This window comes from Lentzea kristufekii, from assembly GCF_033949925.1.
In the GTDB taxonomy this organism is placed as follows: domain Bacteria; phylum Actinomycetota; class Actinomycetes; order Mycobacteriales; family Pseudonocardiaceae; genus Lentzea; species Lentzea kristufekii.
Genome location: NZ_JAXAVV010000008.1, coordinates 220,347 through 236,773, shown reverse-complemented (window position 1 = coordinate 236,773; position 16,427 = coordinate 220,347). Strand labels below are relative to the sequence as shown.

Annotated in this window: 15 protein-coding genes; 11 read left to right on the top strand and 4 right to left on the bottom strand. The window is 67.9% G+C overall.

Annotated elements, in window-relative coordinates:
- Positions 1-368 precede the first annotated feature (368 nt).
- Positions 369-791, bottom strand: a complete 423-nt coding sequence (locus SK571_RS18495) for a DUF1203 domain-containing protein (protein WP_319985311.1) — start codon at positions 789-791, stop codon at positions 369-371.
- Positions 792-808: 17 nt separating this feature from the next.
- On the bottom strand, positions 809-1,723 hold the full coding sequence (locus SK571_RS18490) for an SAM-dependent methyltransferase (RefSeq protein WP_319985310.1): 915 nt from the start codon (positions 1,721-1,723) through the stop codon (positions 809-811).
- Between the two features lie 48 nt (positions 1,724-1,771).
- On the opposite strand from SK571_RS18490, the gene SK571_RS18485 reads away from it, so the two are divergent.
- The 5 genes from SK571_RS18485 to SK571_RS18465 all read left to right on the top strand — a co-directional run bounded on the left by SK571_RS18485 (position 1,772) and on the right by SK571_RS18465 (position 6,071).
- Entirely contained in the window at positions 1,772-2,899 is a 1,128-nt protein-coding gene (locus tag SK571_RS18485; RefSeq protein ID WP_406602004.1) for a PrsW family intramembrane metalloprotease, read from the top strand.
- Positions 2,900-3,001: 102 nt separating this feature from the next.
- Positions 3,002-3,892 carry a Rossmann-like and DUF2520 domain-containing protein gene (locus tag SK571_RS18480; protein ID WP_319985308.1) on the top strand — a complete coding sequence of 297 codons (891 nt, stop codon included), beginning with the start codon at positions 3,002-3,004 and terminating at the stop codon, positions 3,890-3,892.
- 1 nt (position 3,893) lies between these two features.
- Positions 3,894-4,793, top strand: a complete 900-nt coding sequence (gene panC, locus SK571_RS18475) for a pantoate--beta-alanine ligase (RefSeq protein ID WP_319985307.1) — start codon at positions 3,894-3,896, stop codon at positions 4,791-4,793.
- Between the two features lies 1 nt (position 4,794).
- On the top strand, positions 4,795-5,265 hold the full coding sequence (gene panD / locus SK571_RS18470; protein ID WP_266044007.1) for an aspartate 1-decarboxylase: 471 nt from the start codon (positions 4,795-4,797) through the stop codon (positions 5,263-5,265).
- Between the two features lie 11 nt (positions 5,266-5,276).
- Entirely contained in the window at positions 5,277-6,071 is a 795-nt protein-coding gene (locus tag SK571_RS18465; protein WP_030477513.1) for a type III pantothenate kinase, read from the top strand.
- On the opposite strand, the gene SK571_RS18460 is transcribed toward SK571_RS18465, so the two are convergent.
- Positions 6,061-6,816, bottom strand: a complete 756-nt coding sequence (locus tag SK571_RS18460) for a class I SAM-dependent methyltransferase (protein ID WP_319985306.1) — start codon at positions 6,814-6,816, stop codon at positions 6,061-6,063. The genes SK571_RS18465 and SK571_RS18460 overlap by 11 nt on opposite strands.
- A gap of 362 nt (positions 6,817-7,178) precedes the next feature.
- Here SK571_RS18460 and lysS point away from each other — a divergent pair, with 362 nt between their 5' ends.
- The 5 genes from lysS to SK571_RS18435 all read left to right on the top strand — a co-directional run bounded on the left by lysS (position 7,179) and on the right by SK571_RS18435 (position 12,277).
- Positions 7,179-8,633 carry a lysine--tRNA ligase gene (gene lysS / locus SK571_RS18455; RefSeq protein ID WP_319985445.1) on the top strand — a complete coding sequence of 485 codons (1,455 nt, stop codon included), beginning with the start codon at positions 7,179-7,181 and terminating at the stop codon, positions 8,631-8,633.
- 113 nt (positions 8,634-8,746) lie between these two features.
- Complete coding sequence (locus tag SK571_RS18450) at positions 8,747-9,097, top strand: histone-like nucleoid-structuring protein Lsr2 (protein WP_030477509.1); 351 nt, start codon at positions 8,747-8,749, stop codon at positions 9,095-9,097.
- A gap of 314 nt (positions 9,098-9,411) precedes the next feature.
- Positions 9,412-10,404 carry a FecCD family ABC transporter permease gene (locus tag SK571_RS18445; protein ID WP_319985305.1) on the top strand — a complete coding sequence of 331 codons (993 nt, stop codon included), beginning with the start codon at positions 9,412-9,414 and terminating at the stop codon, positions 10,402-10,404.
- Entirely contained in the window at positions 10,401-11,483 is a 1,083-nt protein-coding gene (locus SK571_RS18440) for a FecCD family ABC transporter permease (RefSeq protein ID WP_319985304.1), read from the top strand. The genes SK571_RS18445 and SK571_RS18440 overlap by 4 nt, the downstream gene beginning before the upstream one ends.
- Positions 11,480-12,277, top strand: coding sequence for an ABC transporter ATP-binding protein (locus tag SK571_RS18435; protein WP_319985303.1), 798 nt, complete (start codon positions 11,480-11,482; stop codon positions 12,275-12,277). The genes SK571_RS18440 and SK571_RS18435 overlap by 4 nt, the downstream gene beginning before the upstream one ends.
- A 372-nt stretch (positions 12,278-12,649) precedes the next feature.
- Here SK571_RS18435 and SK571_RS18430 read toward each other — a convergent pair whose 3' ends face one another.
- On the bottom strand, positions 12,650-13,447 hold the full coding sequence (locus tag SK571_RS18430) for a (2Fe-2S)-binding protein (RefSeq protein ID WP_319985302.1): 798 nt from the start codon (positions 13,445-13,447) through the stop codon (positions 12,650-12,652).
- Between the two features lie 319 nt (positions 13,448-13,766).
- Here SK571_RS18430 and SK571_RS18425 point away from each other — a divergent pair, with 319 nt between their 5' ends.
- Entirely contained in the window at positions 13,767-16,331 is a 2,565-nt protein-coding gene (locus SK571_RS18425) for an ATP-dependent Clp protease ATP-binding subunit (RefSeq protein ID WP_319985301.1), read from the top strand.
- The last annotated feature ends 96 nt before the right edge of the window (positions 16,332-16,427 follow it).

Sequence of the window (16,427 nt, the reverse complement as noted above, 5' to 3'; positions counted from 1 at the left end):
CTCGACTGAGCTGGCTCGACTGAGCTGGCTCGACTGAGCTGGCTCGACTGAGCTGGCCCGACTGAGCTGGCCCGACCGCGCCGGACCGACCGCGCCGGACCGACCGCGCCGGACCGACCGAGCCGGACCGAACCGGATCCGCCTGGGGCTTGGTCGAGTCGAGTCCGGCCACATCGGACCTTGCCGAGGCGGGTCTAGCCGCATTGGGCTTGGTCGAGTTGGGTATGGCCACATTGGTCCTGCCCAGAAGGGTCTGGCCGAACAGGGTCTGGCCGCATCGACCGTGCCTAGTCGAGTCCGGCCGGGCCAGCTCCTACCGGTCCAGCTCTCGCCGTTCCAGGTCTGGCCGAGTCAGGCCAAAACCAGGCTTACGACCTCGTGACCGCGAAGAAGAAGCACCCGTGCGACAAGCTCCGCACCTGGATCGCCTCGATTGCGGGATTGTTGAACAATCCGGCGATGGCACGATCGAACGATCCGGGCTCCACCACCTCGCCGTCGTGGATCTGACCTGCGGCGTTGTAGGAACGTAGGATCCGGGGATTGTTCAACAATTCGACGGGGAGACGATCCAACGACGGCGAGTCCGGGCAGTCCACGTGCGTGAAGATCGGGCCGACCTCGCAGTAGGGACCCTTGCCGACCGACGGCGAGTGGCGGAACAACCAGACCGGCTCACCGGCCAGCGACTTGCGCAGGCAGCAGCGCAACGGCACGCCAGGTTCGGAGGCGCGGTACTCGCGGCCGGGATCGGCCAGCGCGGCCGAAGGCAGGACGTTGTGGATTCGCATGCCCCCAACGATCGCCGTCAGAACTCCGGAAAGCTGGCGGGATTCGGACGCCAGGGCGGCAGCGCGGGCAGCAGGTCCGCGACCGCCACCCCGTTCCCGTGCAGCAGCCAGCCGAAGCCCCCCAACCCCGAGGGATCGCGCAGCTCGGCGATCCGCCCGGCCCGAGCGGCCGACTCCAGCCAGTCCCACCCGGAACCAGACGCAGCACCGGTCAACCCCAAGGCGCGCAAAGCATCCCGCTGCGACACCAGCACCCAGTCCCCGCCGGCAGCGGCAGCGCAGGCGTCGAAAGCGACGTGCGCCGTGATGTCGCAGGACCCGTCGAACACGGGCTCCACCTGCTGCCCACCCCGGTACCCGGTCAGCGTGAACCGCCGCGAGGACACGAGATGCCCGTAGTCGATCGCCAACGCCGCACCGCGCACCGACGACACCGCCGCGGCCCAGGCCCGATCCCGGGGCGCCCCCACTTCGGCCAGGGCGCCGTCGGCCAGCGAAGGCCACCACCGGGTGATCCACGGGTCGGTAGAAGGCCCGGTCACCACCGGGCAGGGGATCGCGTCGAGCCACTCGTGCCCGACCAGCAGCCCGACGCACGAGGGCACGGACGAGGTCCACCGAACCCCTGGCAGCTCAACGGGAGGACCGACCTCGACCGCGGTCACCCGAAGGCGCGACGCCAGCGAACCGGACGCCAGCGAGCGCACCGCGAACGCCAGCTCGCCCCCGCCCGCACCCACGTCCACGAAGTCCACGACCGGGGGAAATCCGAGCGCGGCGTCCACGCGCGACAGCAACGTCAGCAGGGCCTCCGCCAGCTCCGGTCCGACCAGCGGAGACGTCCGGAAGTGCGCGGACGGCTTCTCGCCGCGGGCGAAGAAGCCACCGGGGCCGTACAGCGCGGCGTGCCAAGCGGCTTCCCAGTCGAACATCGGACAAGTGTGCATCTAAGGTCATTTCCCGTGACCGACGCCGACCCCATGCCGACGCCGACGAAGAAGCGCATCGAGCAGCGCCGCTGGACCGTCCTGTTCCCCGTCGTGGCGCTGATCGCACTCGCCGCGGCCGGGCTCGTGCTGTTCGCACTGGGCACGTCGAGCATCGGCATCGAGCCGCTGCTGGTCGGTGCCGCCGCGGCGCTGATCCCCGTCGCGTTCGTGGTGAGCGCTTTCCTCTGGATCGACCGCTGGGAACCGGAACCCGCGAAGATGCTGCTCTTCGCGTTCGTCTGGGGCTCGTGCGGCGCGACCATCAGCTCGCTCGCGTTCAACCAGACGTCCAGGGTGCTCGGCAACCTGCTGACCGACGACGGCACGACGTTCACGGCCGTCGTCGGCGCGCCGATCGTCGAGGAGGCCACCAAGGCCGTGTTCCTCATCGCCGTGTTCGTCCGCCGCCGTCACGAGTTCGACGGGGTCGTGGACGGCATGGTCTACGCCGGCATCACGGCCGCGGGCTTCGCGTTCACCGAGAACATCTGGTACTTCGGCCGGGTCTTCCTGGAGAACGGGCTCGGTGACCTGAGCGGCGGCGTGATCGCGCTGTTCGTGCTGCGCGGGGTGCTCTCGCCGTTCGCGCACCCGCTGTTCACGGCCATGACGGGCATCGGCGTCGGCATCGCGGCGACCACCGGCAACGCCACGGTGCGCGTCATCGCGCCGATCGGTGGCTACCTCACGGCCGTCGGGCTGCACTCGCTGTGGAACTTCTCGACCACCGTCGGGACCGGCTCGGCCTTCATCAACCTGTACTTCCTGATCATGGTCCCGGTGTTCGCCGGCGCCGTCGCGATCGTGGTGTGGCAGCGCAGACGCGAGCAGCGGATCGTCGCGGGGCAGCTCGCCGCGATGGCGCAGAACCGGTGGATCGCCAACAGCGAGGTCGCCCTGCTGGCCAGCCTCAACGGCCGCAGGAACTGGCTGCGGGCGGTCAAGCGCAAGTCGGGTGAGGCGTCGGTCAAGGCCGTGAAGAGCTACCAGATCGCCGTCACCGAACTGGCCTTCCTGCGGCACCGCATCGAGCAGGGAACGGCCGGTCAGAGCGCCGAGCAACGCCACGGGGTGCTGCTCGACACGTTGCACGCCGCCAGGGCCGCCGCCCGTCGGTGAATCCGGTCACCGAGCGGGTCCACGGGCACTCGGCGGAGCTACCCTCGGCGGCGTCGTCCGGTACCCGCACAAGGGACTGGAACGTCAGAAGGAGTTAGTCGCATGGACGCGACCCCACGTCCGGCGAGGCTCGCCGTCGGTGTCATCTCGGCAGGCCGCGTCGGTTCCGTGCTGGGCGCCGCGCTGGCCAGGACGGGCCACGTGGTGACCGGCGTTTCCGCCGTCTCGCAAGCATCCCGCAACCGCGCGGACGAGCTGCTGCCCGGCATCCCGATCGCCGACCCCACCGAGGTCGCCGCGCGTGCCGACCTGGTGCTGCTGGCCGTGCCGGACGACGAGCTGGAAGGCCTGGTCAAGGGCCTCGTCGCCACCGGATCGCTGCGCGCGGGCCAGATCGTCGTGCACACCAGCGGCGCGATGGGCGTGCGGATCCTCGAACCCGCTGCCGAACTGGGTGCGCTCACGATCGCGCTGCACCCCGTCATGACGTTCACCGGTCGCGCGGAGGACCTGCAGCGGATGAGCGCCGCGTGCGTCGGCGTCACGGCCGCGGACGGCGACGAGGTGGCCTGGAGCGTCGGCGAGGCGCTGGTCGTCGAGATGGACGCGGAACCGGTCAGGGTCCCCGAGGCCGTCCGCCCGCTCTACCACTCGGCGCTGGCCCACGGCGCGAACCACCTGATCACGCTGGTCCGCGACGCCGCGGACCTGCTCACCGGCTCCGGGATCGCCAATGCCGAGCGCCTGCTCGGCCCGTTGCTGTCCGCCGCGCTCGACAACGCGCTGCGGCACGGTGACCGCGCCCTCACCGGTCCTGTCGCCCGAGGCGACACGGGTACCTTGCGCAAGCACCTCGGCGTGCTCGCGCAGCAGGCACCCGAGATCCTTCCCAGCTACCGCGTGCTCGCCCGCCGCACCGCCGAGCGGGCCGAGGACTCCGGGCTGCTCAAGCCCGACGCGGCCAACGACGTTCGCACCACTCTTGAGGACTGACGTGACGAAGCCACTGACCAAGGACGACTACCGCCCGGACGACGTCACGGTGCACCGCGACCCGGCCCGCCTCAACAGGGTCATCAGGGCGCTGCGCAACGCCGGGCGCAACGTCGCGCTGGTGCCCACGATGGGCGCCCTGCACGCGGGCCACCGGCAGCTGATCCGCGAGGCGCAGGTCATGCAGAACACGGTGGTCGTCGTGTCGATCTTCGTGAACCCGTTGCAGTTCGGGCCGAACGAGGACCTCGCGAAGTACCCGCGCCAGTTCGAGTCCGATGTGGACATCTGCCGCGAGGAGCGCGTGGGCATCGTCTTCGCACCGTCCGTCGAGGACATGTACCCCGAGGGCGCACAGGTCACCGTGCATCCCGGCCCGCTGGGCGAGGAGCTGGAGGGCGTTGTCCGCCCCGGCCACTTCGCGGGCGTGCTCACCGTCGTGTCGAAGCTGTTCAACATCGTGCAGCCCACGTACGCGGTGTTCGGGCAGAAGGACTACCAACAGCTGCAGCTCATCCACAAGATGGCGCGCGACCTCAACTTCCCGCTCGACGTCGTCGGCGTGCCGACCGTCCGCGAGTACGACGGCCTCGCGCTGTCGTCGCGCAACGCCTACCTGAGCCCGGAGCAGCGCCATCACGCCGTGACGCTGTCGGCCGCTCTCACCGCCGGCGCGCACGTGTCGTCGCAGGGCGCGGACGCGGTGCTCAAGGCCGCGAACGACGTGCTGGCGCAGACGCCCGAGGTCGAAGTGGACTACCTGGAGCTGCGCGGGGTCGACCTCGGTCCCGCACCCGAGAACGGCGACGCCCGGCTGCTGGTCGCGGCCCGCGTCGGTTCCACCCGCCTGATCGACAACATCGCGGTGTTGCTCGGCGACGGCGACGAGCAGGGGGAGTGACATGTTCCGCACGATGCTGAAGTCCAAGATCCACCGCGCCACCGTGACGCAGGCCGACCTGCACTACGTCGGTTCGGTGACGGTGGACGAGGACCTGATGGAGGCCGCCGACCTGCTGGCGGGCGAACAGGTCGCCATCGTCGACGTCACCAACGGCGCCCGCCTGGAGACCTACGTCATCCCCGGCGAACGCGGCACCGGCGTGCTGGGCATCAACGGCGCCGCGGCGCACCTCGTGCACCCCGGCGACATCGTGATCCTGATCGCGTACGGGCAGATGGACGACGCGGAGTCGCGCACCTACCAGCCGCGGGTCGTGTTCGTGGACGCCGACAACAAGGTCGTCGACCTCGGCAGCGACCCCGCGCACGCCCCGGAGGGGTCCGGTCTGGTGAACGGCTCCACGAGCGCGCCTTCGTCTGAGACCGTGGAAGCGACAGCGCTCGACGCGTTGATCCAGGCCGAGAACTAAGGAAACGCACCGTGCTGCTCGCCATCGACGTCGGCAACACCAACATCGTGCTCGGTCTGTACGACGGGGTCGGCGACTCGGCCCCGCTCGTGCGCGACTGGCGGATGCGCACCGACGCCAGGATGACCGCCGACGAGCTCGCGCTGACCATGCGCGGACTGCTCGGCGAGTACGCCGACAAGATCACCGGCATCTCCGCGCTGTCCACCGTGCCCGCGGTGCTGCGCGAGCTGCGGGTCATGCTCGGCCGCTACTACGACGCGGTGCCGAAGATCCTGGTGGAGCCGGGCGTGAAGACCGGCGTCCCGCTGCTCGTCGACAACCCGAAGGAGGTGGGCTCGGACCGCGTGATCAACACGCTGGCCGCCCACCACCTCTACGCGACCTCGTGCATCGTGGTCGACTTCGGCACGTCCACGAACCTCGACGTCATCTCGTCACGGGGCGAGTTCCTCGGCGGCGCGCTGGCGCCGGGCATCGAGATCTCGGTCGACGCCCTCGCCTCCCGCGCCGCCCAGCTGCGCAAGGTCGAGCTGGTCAGGCCCCGCAACGTGATCGGCAAGAACACCGTGGAGTGCCTGCAGTCCGGCATCGTCTACGGGTTCGTCGGCCAGGTGGACGGGCTGGTGCGCAAGATCACCGAGGAGCTCCAGCAGACCGACCCCGGTCCCGTGACGGTCATCGCCACGGGCGGGCTCGCTCCTCTGGTCGTCTCCGAGTCCTCGACGATCGCGCACCACGTGCCCGACCTGACCCTGCTGGGCCTGCGCATGGTGTTCGAGCGCAACATGCCCGCTACTCGCTGACGCGCACCATCCGATAGACCTCCGCGCGCAAGGGGACGTCGAACGGCCCGTTCGACGTCTCCGGACGCGCGCGCAGGAACGCCAGGATCTTGTCGCTGATCGCGGCCCGCTCCGCTTCGTCGATGACGAGCAGGCGTGAATGCGTGTTGATCCACGCGAGGGCGGCTTCCGGCGAGTCACGGCGGTGCGTGTGCGGGAAGGTGGCCTGCTCCGCCTTCGTGAACGACGGGTGCGCCATGAACGAGACGGGGTCCTGCCGCTGCGACTCGACGCTGCTCGCCGACACCTGCTCCAGTTCGCGCACCCACTCGACGTCCGTGACCGGCTCGGCCCACATGGCAGCCAGCACCCCGCCGGGCCGCAACACGCGCGCGATCTCCGGCAACGCCTTCTGCTGGTCGAACCAGTGGAACGCGGTGCCGACGAACACGGCGTCGACGGTCTGGTCGGGAACGGGGATGTGCTCGGCATGACCCGGCAGCGCGCGCACGCCGTGAACGCGGCGCACCAACTCGGACAACATCTGCTCGTTGGGCTCCACGGCTGTCACGCGGTGGCCCTCCGCGCACAGTCCCGCGGTCAGCTTGCCGGTGCCGGCGGCCAGGTCGAGCACGTCGAGCCGCTCGTCGGTGCCCAGCGGCTCCAGAGCCCACCGGATCGCCGCCACGGGATAGTCAGGCCGGTGTTCGGCGTAGGCCTCGGCCTGCTCGCCGAACGAGTCCGCTCGCCTAGCGTGTAGATCCATCACCCCAACTTAGTGAGTGGACCGGTGTCCAGAATGGTCTGGTGAGGTTCTTCGAGGCGCCGGACGAGTTGGTTCGCACGTCTGACGTAGTGGCCGATCGCCCGCGCGGCACGGCCGTTGGCGATACCAGGAGGCGGCTGGTCCGCCGCGGTCAGGGATTTGAGCGGTACCACCGGTGTCAGGGGGACGACGGCGGCTCGTCCGCAGGTTCAGCCTCTCGTGCAGGGCGTCGGCGTGTTGCGGCCACCTCGTGAAACGGGTATCCGGTTCGCTTTGACATCACAGGTGTCCGTACCCTTCTCCGCGTGAGTGAGCAGCCGAAGCAAAACCTCGTGACCAGCGAAGAAGACCTGCCAGAGCAGATGCGCGTGCGCCGGGAGAAGCGTGCGCGGCTGCTCGCTTCCGGTAAGGAGCCCTATCCCGTCGAAGTCGCGCGCACGCACACGTTGCGCGAGATTCGCGACGCGCATCCCGAACTCGAACCCGACACCCGGACCGGACAGCAGGTCGGCGTCACCGGGCGCGTGATGTTCATGCGCAACACCGGAAAGCTGTGCTTCGCGACGTTGCGCGAAGGCGACGGCACCGAACTGCAGGCGATGCTGAGCCTTGCCGGTGTCGGTGAAGAAGCGCTTTCCGAGTGGAAGACCGACGTCGACCTCGGCGACCACGTTTTCGTGAGCGGTGAGGTCATCAGCTCACGTCGCGGCGAGCTTTCCGTGATGGCCGACGGGTGGCAGCTGACGTCGAAGTCGTTGCGTCCGTTGCCGGTCGCGCACAAGGAACTCGGCGAGGAAACCCGCATTCGTCAGCGATACGTCGACCTGATCCTCAGGCCGATGGCGCGTGACACTGTTCGGACCCGTGCGAACGTCGTTCGTTCTCTGCGCGACTCGTTCCACCGGCGTGGATTCCTCGAAGTCGAGACGCCGATGTTGCAGACGCTGCAGGGAGGTGCCTCCGCGCGTCCGTTCATCACGCACTCGAACGCGCTCGACATCGACCTGTTCCTGCGCATCGCGCCGGAGCTGTACTTGAAGCGCTGCGTCGTCGGTGGCATCGAGAAGGTCTTCGAGATCAACCGCAACTTCCGCAACGAGGGCGTGGACTCGTCGCATTCGCCCGAGTTTTCGATGCTGGAGTACTACGAGGCGTACGCCACGTACGACTCGAACGCGGTACTGACGCGCGAGCTGATCCAGGAAGCGGCGGAAGCCGTGACGGGTTCTCAGATCGTCACCTTGGCGGACGGCACCGAGTACGACCTCTCGGGTGAATGGACGACGCTGAGCATCTACGAGTCGTTGTCCGAAGCGGTTGGTGAGGAAATCACCCCCGAGACGCCTGCCGAGACCCTGCGCAAGCTTTGTGACCGCCACGAACTCGAGGTGAACCCGAAGTTCGGGCACGGCAAGCTGGTCGAGGAGCTGTGGGAGCACCTGGTGTGCGACTCGCTCTACGCGCCGACGTTCGTGCGCGACTACCCGGTGGAGACGTCTCCGCTGACCAGGCAGCACCGCAGCAAGCCGGGTGTGGCCGAAAAGTGGGATCTCTACGTGCGCGGATTCGAACTCGGAACCGGTTACTCCGAACTGGTCGACCCGGTCATCGAGCGGGAACGCCTGGAAGCACAGGCGCGTCTTGGGGCGGCCGGTGACCACGAGGCGATGCCGATCGACGAAGACTTTCTGCGATCACTGGAGTACGGAATGCCACCGAGTGGTGGTGTCGGAATGGGTATCGATCGGCTGCTGATGGCGCTCACCGGTCTGGGTATCCGGGAGACCATCTTGTTCCCGCTCGTTCGCCCTGAATGAGTAACTTTCCGGATGTCGATAGGTGCAATGCGGCATCCGTGCGCTAACCTGCCTCGCAGAAGGCTTTAGTTCGCACGCGGGTGACCGCGCATTCGGGGTCCAGGAGGATACGCATGGCGCAGAAGGTCACGGTGACCCTCGTCGACGATCTGGACGGTTCCACCGCTGAGGAGACCGTCGAGTTCGGACTGGATGGTGTCAGCTACACCATCGACCTTTCCTCGGGCAATGCGGGCAAACTGCGGGATGCTCTTGCCGACTTCGTGGGAAGTGCACGTCGCGCGGGTGGTCGTAAGCGTCTTGGCCCCGGCCGTCCGGCCGGCAGCGTGAAGGCGCGCCCCGCATCGGCGGATCGTGAGCAGAACCAGGCCATTCGCGAGTGGGCCCGCAAGCAGGGCATGAAGGTGTCGGACCGCGGCCGCATCCCGGCCGAGGTGCTCGACGCCTACCACCAGCAGGGCTGAAATTCGGCAAAACACGAAGGGGTTCCGGGGAATCTTCCCGGAACCCCTTCGTGCTATTTGAGTGATCGGTCAGCTACTGCTCGGTGCGCGGAAGGTGGAACGGTCCTGTCCAAACGAGATCATGAACACTCTTGCTGCTGACTTTTTAGTTGACCCGACAACGGGTTGGCTGAACATTGTTTGGTGATCTTTCCTGGGCCCGTTCTTCTCCTGATGAGGCCGGTGGTGTGACCGGAACCGCCGCCCTGGACCTCGGTGCGACCAGGTGGTTCGGTTAGGCTTACCTCTCCTGTCTTGATCGAGGAGGGTGGGCCTTGGGTCGTAGGTCGTTCGGCCTGCTCTTCCTGCTGGTCGTGCTGGTCGCCGTGTGCGTGGCGAGCATCGCGATCGGCTCGAAGGAGATCCCGCTTTCCGGGGTGTGGCACGGTCTCTTCACGCCGACCGGTGTCGAGGACGACGTGGTGGTCCGCGAGCTGCGGATCCCGCGCACGTTGCTCGGCATCGCGGTGGGCATCGCGCTCGGTGTGGGCGGCGCTCTCATGCAGGGCCACACGCGCAATCCGCTGGCGGATCCCGGCATCCTCGGCGTCACGCACGGCGCGGCGCTGGCGGTCGTGCTCTCGATCTTCCTGCTCGGCGTGAACTCGCTGGTCGGCTACATCTGGTTCGCCTTCGCCGGCGCGATGATCGCGAGCGTCGTGGTGTTCCTGCTCGGGTCGGCCGGGCGGGGCGGGCCGTCGCCGGTGACGCTGGCACTGGCCGGTGCCGCGGTCTCCGCGCTGATGAACGGCCTGGTGTCGGCGATCGTGCTGCTCGACCAGCAGTCGCTCGACGCGTTCCGGTTCTGGCAGGTCGGCGCGATCGCCGGCCGCGACCTGACGGTGTTGTCGCAGGTGGCGCCGTTCCTGCTGGTCGGCCTGGTGATCGCGGCGTTCAACGCGCCGGGGCTCAACGCCATGTCGCTGGGCGAGGACGTGGCGAAGTCGCTGGGCGTCCACGTCAGCAGGACGCGGTCGCTGGGCATCTTCGCCATCACGCTGCTGGTCGGCGGGGCTGTGGCCGCGTGCGGGCCGATCGGGTTCCTGGGGCTGGTGGTGCCGCACGTCGCGCGCGCGTTCACCGGCCCCGACTACCGCTGGATCCTGCCGTACTCGGCACTGCTCGGAGCGATCATGATCCTGTTCGCCGACATCGTCGGACGGGTGGTCGCCCGTCCCTCCGAAGTGGAGGTCGGCGTGATGCTGGCGCTGATCGGCGCTCCGTTCTTCATCTTCCTGGTGCGGCGCAAGAAGCTGGTGAAGATTTGACGACGACCGCTGTGAAGACCCCCGCGGCCAAGGCGCCCGCCCTGCGGCTGGGCGCGGCCTCGTTCCGGCTGCGCCGCCGGCCGTTGCTGGTGGTGGCGGCCTCGCTGGTCGTCCTGGCGGCGTTGCTGGTCGCCGACATCATGATCGGCGACTTCCCGCTGACGGTGACCCAGGTCGTCGACACGCTCCTGGGCGGCGGCACGCGCCGCGACCAGTTCGTGGTGATGGAACTGCGGATGCCGCGAGCGCTGACGGGCCTGCTGGTCGGAGGCGCCCTGGGACTCTCCGGCGCGATCTTCCAGGCCATCGTGCGCAACCCGCTGGCCTCGCCGGACATCCTCGGCGTGACCTGGGGAGCCGGTGCCGGCGCGGTCTCGGTGATCACCTTCGCCGGTTCGCTGGGCGTGGTGACCGGCACCGCCGCCTCGGTCGGCGTCCCGCTGGCGGGCCTGACCGGTGGCCTGCTCGCGGGCCTGCTGGTCTACGCGCTGGCGTGGCGGCAGGGCATCGAGGGCTTCCGGATGGTGCTGGTCGGCATCGGCATCACCGCCGTGGCCGGCAACTTCACGCACTACCTGCTGACCGTCGGCGACGTGCAGGACGCGGGCCGCGCGATGGTGTGGATCACCGGTTCGCTGAACGGCCGCGGCTGGGAGCACGTCGTGCCGGTCGCGTTGGCGCTGGTCGTGCTGGTTCCCGTGGCCCTGATCGGCGGCCATGTTCTCGGGGCCTTGCAGTTCGACGACCAGACCTCGCGCGGGCTCGGCGTGCGGGTGAACGCGGCGCGGTCGTTCCTGATCATCGTGGCGATCGTGCTGGCCTCGGTGGCCACCGCCGCGGCCGGGCCGATCGTCTTCGTCGCGCTGGCGTCGCCGCAGATCGCTCTTCGCCTGTCCGGCACCGCTCAGCCGCCGTTGTTCGGCTCGGTGGTGATCGGCGGCGCGCTCGTGATGTTGTCGGACCTGGTCGCGCGGACCATTTACCGCACCGAGCTGCCGGTCGGTGTGGTCACCGCCGTGCTCGGAGCGCCCTACCTGATGTTCCTGCTGATCCGAAGCCGCCGGGAGGCGCGGGTATGAGTGTGCGTCTTGAGGCTTCGTCGTTGTGCGTGGGCTACGGGGAACGGCAGGTCGTCGACAACCTCGACCTGTCGATCATCGGTGGCACCGTCACCGCGGTGATCGGGCCCAACGGGTGTGGCAAGTCGACTCTGCTCAAGGCTCTTGGGCGGTTGTTGCCTGCTCGGTCCGGTGCTGTGTTGCTCGACGGCAAGCAGATCGATTCCATGTCCACTCGGGATGTCGCCCGGGTTCTCGGGATGTTGCCTCAGGCTCCGTCCGCTCCTGAGGGACTGACTGTGGCTGATCTTGTCGCTCGGGGGCGGCATCCGCATCAGTCCTGGTATCGGCAGTGGTCCTCTGATGACGCTGCTGCTGTTGATGCCGCGTTGGCCATGACCGGGATTGTGGACTTGGCCGAGCGGACTGTGGACGAACTGTCCGGTGGGCAGCGGCAGCGGGCCTGGATCTCCATGGCTCTTGCTCAGGGGACTGATCTGTTGCTGTTGGACGAGCCGACCACCTATTTGGATCTTGCCCACCAGATTGACGTGCTGGATCTGGTGCAGGAGCTGCATGCGTCCATGGGGCGGACGATTGTGATGGTGTTGCACGATCTGAACTTGGCTGCTCGGTATGCGGACAACATCGTTGCCATGCGGGATGGGCGGATTGTGGCTCAGGGGGCGCCTGGGGAGGTGTTGACCGAGCAGATGTTGTTGGAGGTGTTCGGGTTGGATGCCCGGGTTGTCGAGGATCCGGTTTCCGGGACGCCGTTGGTGGTGCCTGTGGGGTCTCGGCATCGGTTGCCGTGAGAGACGCGGCTGTTGTGGGTGGTCACCTTGCGGGCGGCGTGGTCGCCTTGCGTGCTTTCCCTGGGGGCTCTGCCCCCAGACCCCCGGCAATCTGATCAGGGGGCCCGCGCCGTGGGCGGGTAGATGGCACGCCTTTTGCTTTGGGCGGCCGCCGGTTGCTTAGAGGGTTGCGTTGGCGGTGGGGTCCCATCACGAGCCGCACCAAGAGCGGGCCACACCTGAAGAAGGGTGTCAAGCGGACGAAAAGCGTGTCCGCTTGACACCCTTCTTCAGGTGCAGCAAGTGCTATGGCGCGACTCGTGATGGGACCCCACCGCCTGGCCCGTTTGCTAAGGACGGCTCGCCTTCGGCATCGCGGTGGTTGGGCGTTAGTTACTTGCAGGTGCGGGGGCAGGCTGTGCACGGCTCTGCGTCGGGCAGGACGTAGTGGAAGCAGCAGCTGTTGCGCTTGCGCTTCCAGCCCTCATCCGTGAAGTGCAGCGAGGAAGCCGCCACGAACGGCTCCAGCTTCTCCGGGAGGATCATCGCCGCGTCGGTCACGCCTGCGTTCTCGTCGCCGAACTGGCGGCCTGCCGCCCACGCGCCGTACTCGAGCATGTCGGTCGCTGCTGCCCAGAGCTGGCGGCGGCCGAAGCGGACCACCTGGCCGAAGGAGGCCACGAACTGGGCTGCGTGGGCTGCGTAGCGGGCGCGTAGTACTGCGGCCAGGGCTGCTTCGTTGGCCACCACGGTTGCCGCTGGGTGGTTCGAGGCCGGGTCGTCCGGGAGGCAGGCGAACTCGTCGCACATCACGGCCGTGCCGTCGGGGTGCGGGCGGCCTGTCGGGTTGATGCGGAACGCCATGTCCGAGGGCTTGAGCGTCGGTACCCGGCGGGCCGTGTGGAAGAGGAGACCGGCGAGGTAGCCGGGCTGGTGCAGGTACCAGCCCATGATGTAGCCGGCCGTCGCGCGGTCGTCGGACTCGCCGTACTGCTCGACCATCCACTCCGCGAGGTCTTTGCGCCACAGGTCGAACCGGGTGGGCTCCGCCAGCAGGTCCGAGCAGATCGTCCAGTCTTCAGACGGTGTGCCGAAGACGATCTCGGTGCCGGTCTGCAGGCGGGCGATGGATTCGGCCAGTGGCGTGAGCGCACGCGGGTTCTGCTGTGAGACCCTCGCAGGTACGGTCAACGCGCAAGTCCAATCTCATGCGTATGAGGCTTGCCTAACCTTACCCACGACGCTCTTCTTTCGCCTCCCCCAGGTGTCCCCGATCACAGGAGTATCGCTCAACGGTCGGTTGTTCGCGTTCAGCGGACATCGCCCGATCTGTGGAATCCGTTGCTTCCGACCTGCGTTGATGCTGATGTCAATGTTCGCCGGACGCGGCTTGCCGCTGATGGGAGCCACAGGCCTCGGGACCGCCCACTACAGTGGAGCCACGGTGCCGCGCTCACCAGGGTAGATCGGTGGAGCCGAGGACCGCCGACGCAGCAGTCAGGGAGTGCGAATGTTCGAAAGGTTCACCGACCGCGCGAGGCGGGTGGTTGTCCTTGCCCAAGAAGAGGCACGGATGCTCAACCACAACTACATCGGCACCGAGCACATCCTCCTGGGTCTGATCCACGAGGGTGAAGGTGTCGCCGCCAAGGCGCTCGAGTCGTTGGGGATTGCGCTGGAGGGCGTCCGCCAGCAGGTCGAAGAGATCATCGGCCAGGGCCAGCAGGCTCCGAGTGGACACATCCCCTTCACCCCCCGTGCGAAGAAGGTCCTGGAGCTCTCGCTGCGCGAGGCGCTTCAGCTCGGCCACAACTACATCGGCACCGAGCACATCCTGCTCGGCCTGATCCGCGAGGGCGAGGGCGTCGCCGCCCAGGTCCTCGTGAAGCTCGGGGCCGACCTCAACCGGGTGCGTCAGCAGGTGCTGCAGTTGCTGTCCGGTTACTCCACCGAGAAGGGTGCGGCGGAGTCGACCGGTCGTGGCGAGGGCACGCCGTCGTCCTCCTTGGTGCTCGACCAGTTCGGGCGCAACCTCACGGCCTCTGCCCGTGAAGGCAAGCTCGACCCGGTGATCGGGCGCGCCAAGGAGATCGAGCGGGTCATGCAGGTGCTGTCCCGCCGCACCAAGAACAACCCGGTCCTCATCGGCGAGCCCGGCGTCGGCAAGACCGCCGTCGTCGAGGGGCTGGCGCAGATGGTCGTCAAGGGCGAGGTGCCCGAGACGCTCAAGGACAAGCAGCTCTACACGCTCGACCTCGGCTCGCTGGTCGCGGGCTCGCGCTACCGCGGTGACTTCGAAGAGCGCCTGAAGAAGGTCCTCAAGGAGATCCGCACGCGCGGCGACATCATCCTGTTCATCGACGAGATCCACACCCTCGTCGGTGCGGGTGCCGCCGAGGGCGCGATCGACGCCGCGTCGATCCTCAAGCCGATGCTGGCTCGTGGCGAGCTGCAGACGATCGGTGCCACCACCCTCGACGAGTACCGCAAGCACGTCGAGAAGGACCCCGCGCTGGAGCGCCGCTTCCAGCCGATCCAGGTGGGCGAGCCGTCGCTCGAGCACACCATCGAGATCCTCAAGGGCCTGCGCGACCGGTACGAGGCGCACCACCGCGTCTCGATCACCGACTCCGCGCTGGTCGCCGCCGCCACGCTGGCCGACCGGTACATCAACGACCGGTTCCTGCCGGACAAGGCGATCGACCTCATCGACGAGGCCGGCGCGCGCATGCGCATCCGCCGGATGACCGCGCCGCCAGACCTGCGCGAGTTCGACGAGAAGATCGCGGACGTTCGTCGCGACAAGGAGTCCGCGATCGACGCGCAGGACTTCGAGCGCGCGGCGAAGCTGCGTGACGCGGAGAAGCAGCTCCTGGGCCAGAAGGCCGAGCGGGAGAAGCAGTGGAAGGACGGTGACCTGGACGTCGTCGCCGAGGTCGACGACGAGCAGATCGCCGAGGTCCTCGCCAACTGGACCGGCATCCCGGTGTTCAAGCTCACCGAGGAGGAGACCACGCGTCTGCTCCGCATGGAGGACGAGCTGCACAAGCGGATCATCGGCCAGGTCGACGCGGTCAAGGCCGTGTCGCAGGCGATCCGCCGCACCCGCGCCGGTCTGAAGGACCCGAAGCGCCCCTCCGGCTCGTTCATCTTCGCCGGCCCGTCCGGGGTCGGTAAGACCGAGCTCTCGAAGGCGCTCGCGAACTTCCTGTTCGGCGAGGACGACGCGCTCATCCAGATCGACATGGGCGAGTTCCACGACCGGTACACCGCGTCGCGGCTCTTCGGTGCCCCTCCCGGTTACGTCGGCTACGAAGAGGGCGGCCAGCTCACCGAGAAGGTGCGCCGCAAGCCGTTCTCCGTCGTGCTCTTCGACGAGATCGAGAAGGCCCACCAGGAGGTCTACAACACGCTGCTCCAGGTGCTGGAGGACGGCCGCCTGACCGACGGTCAGGGCCGGACGGTGGACTTCAAGAACACCGTCATCATCTTCACGTCGAACCTGGGCACGTCGGACATCAGCAAGGCCGTCGGCCTCGGCTTCACCTCGGGTCAGGACACCGCGTCCAACTACGAGCGCATGAAGAACAAGGTCAACGACGAGCTGAAGAAGCACTTCCGGCCCGAGTTCCTCAACCGCATCGACGACATCATCGTCTTCCACCAGCTGACTCAGGACGAGATCATCAAGATGGTGGACCTGATGATCGCCCGCGTCGAGACGCAGCTGAAGAACAAGGACATGGCGATCGAGCTGACCGACAGGGCCAAGTCCCTGCTGGCCAAGCGCGGTTTCGACCCGGTGCTGGGCGCCCGCCCGCTGCGCAGGACGATCCAGCGCGAGATCGAGGACACCCTGTCGGAGAAGATCCTGTTCGGCGAGATCCAGCCGGGCCAGATCATCATCACCGACGTCGAGGGCTGGGACGGCGAGTCGGACCAGCACGACAAGGCGAAGTTCGTGTTCCGCGGCGAGGCCAAGCCGAACCGCGTGCCCGACGCCCCGCCCGTCGACCTCACCGCCACGGCGCCCGCCGCCGAGCCGCAGGACGCTCCGGCGAACGAGACCGAGTGATCTAGGCAGTGCGTGAGAACGGCCCCCAGGCTTCGCGGCCTGGGGGCCGTTCTCGTGTGCGTGGAACCTGCCTCGTTCTCTGTCCGTCGGATCACA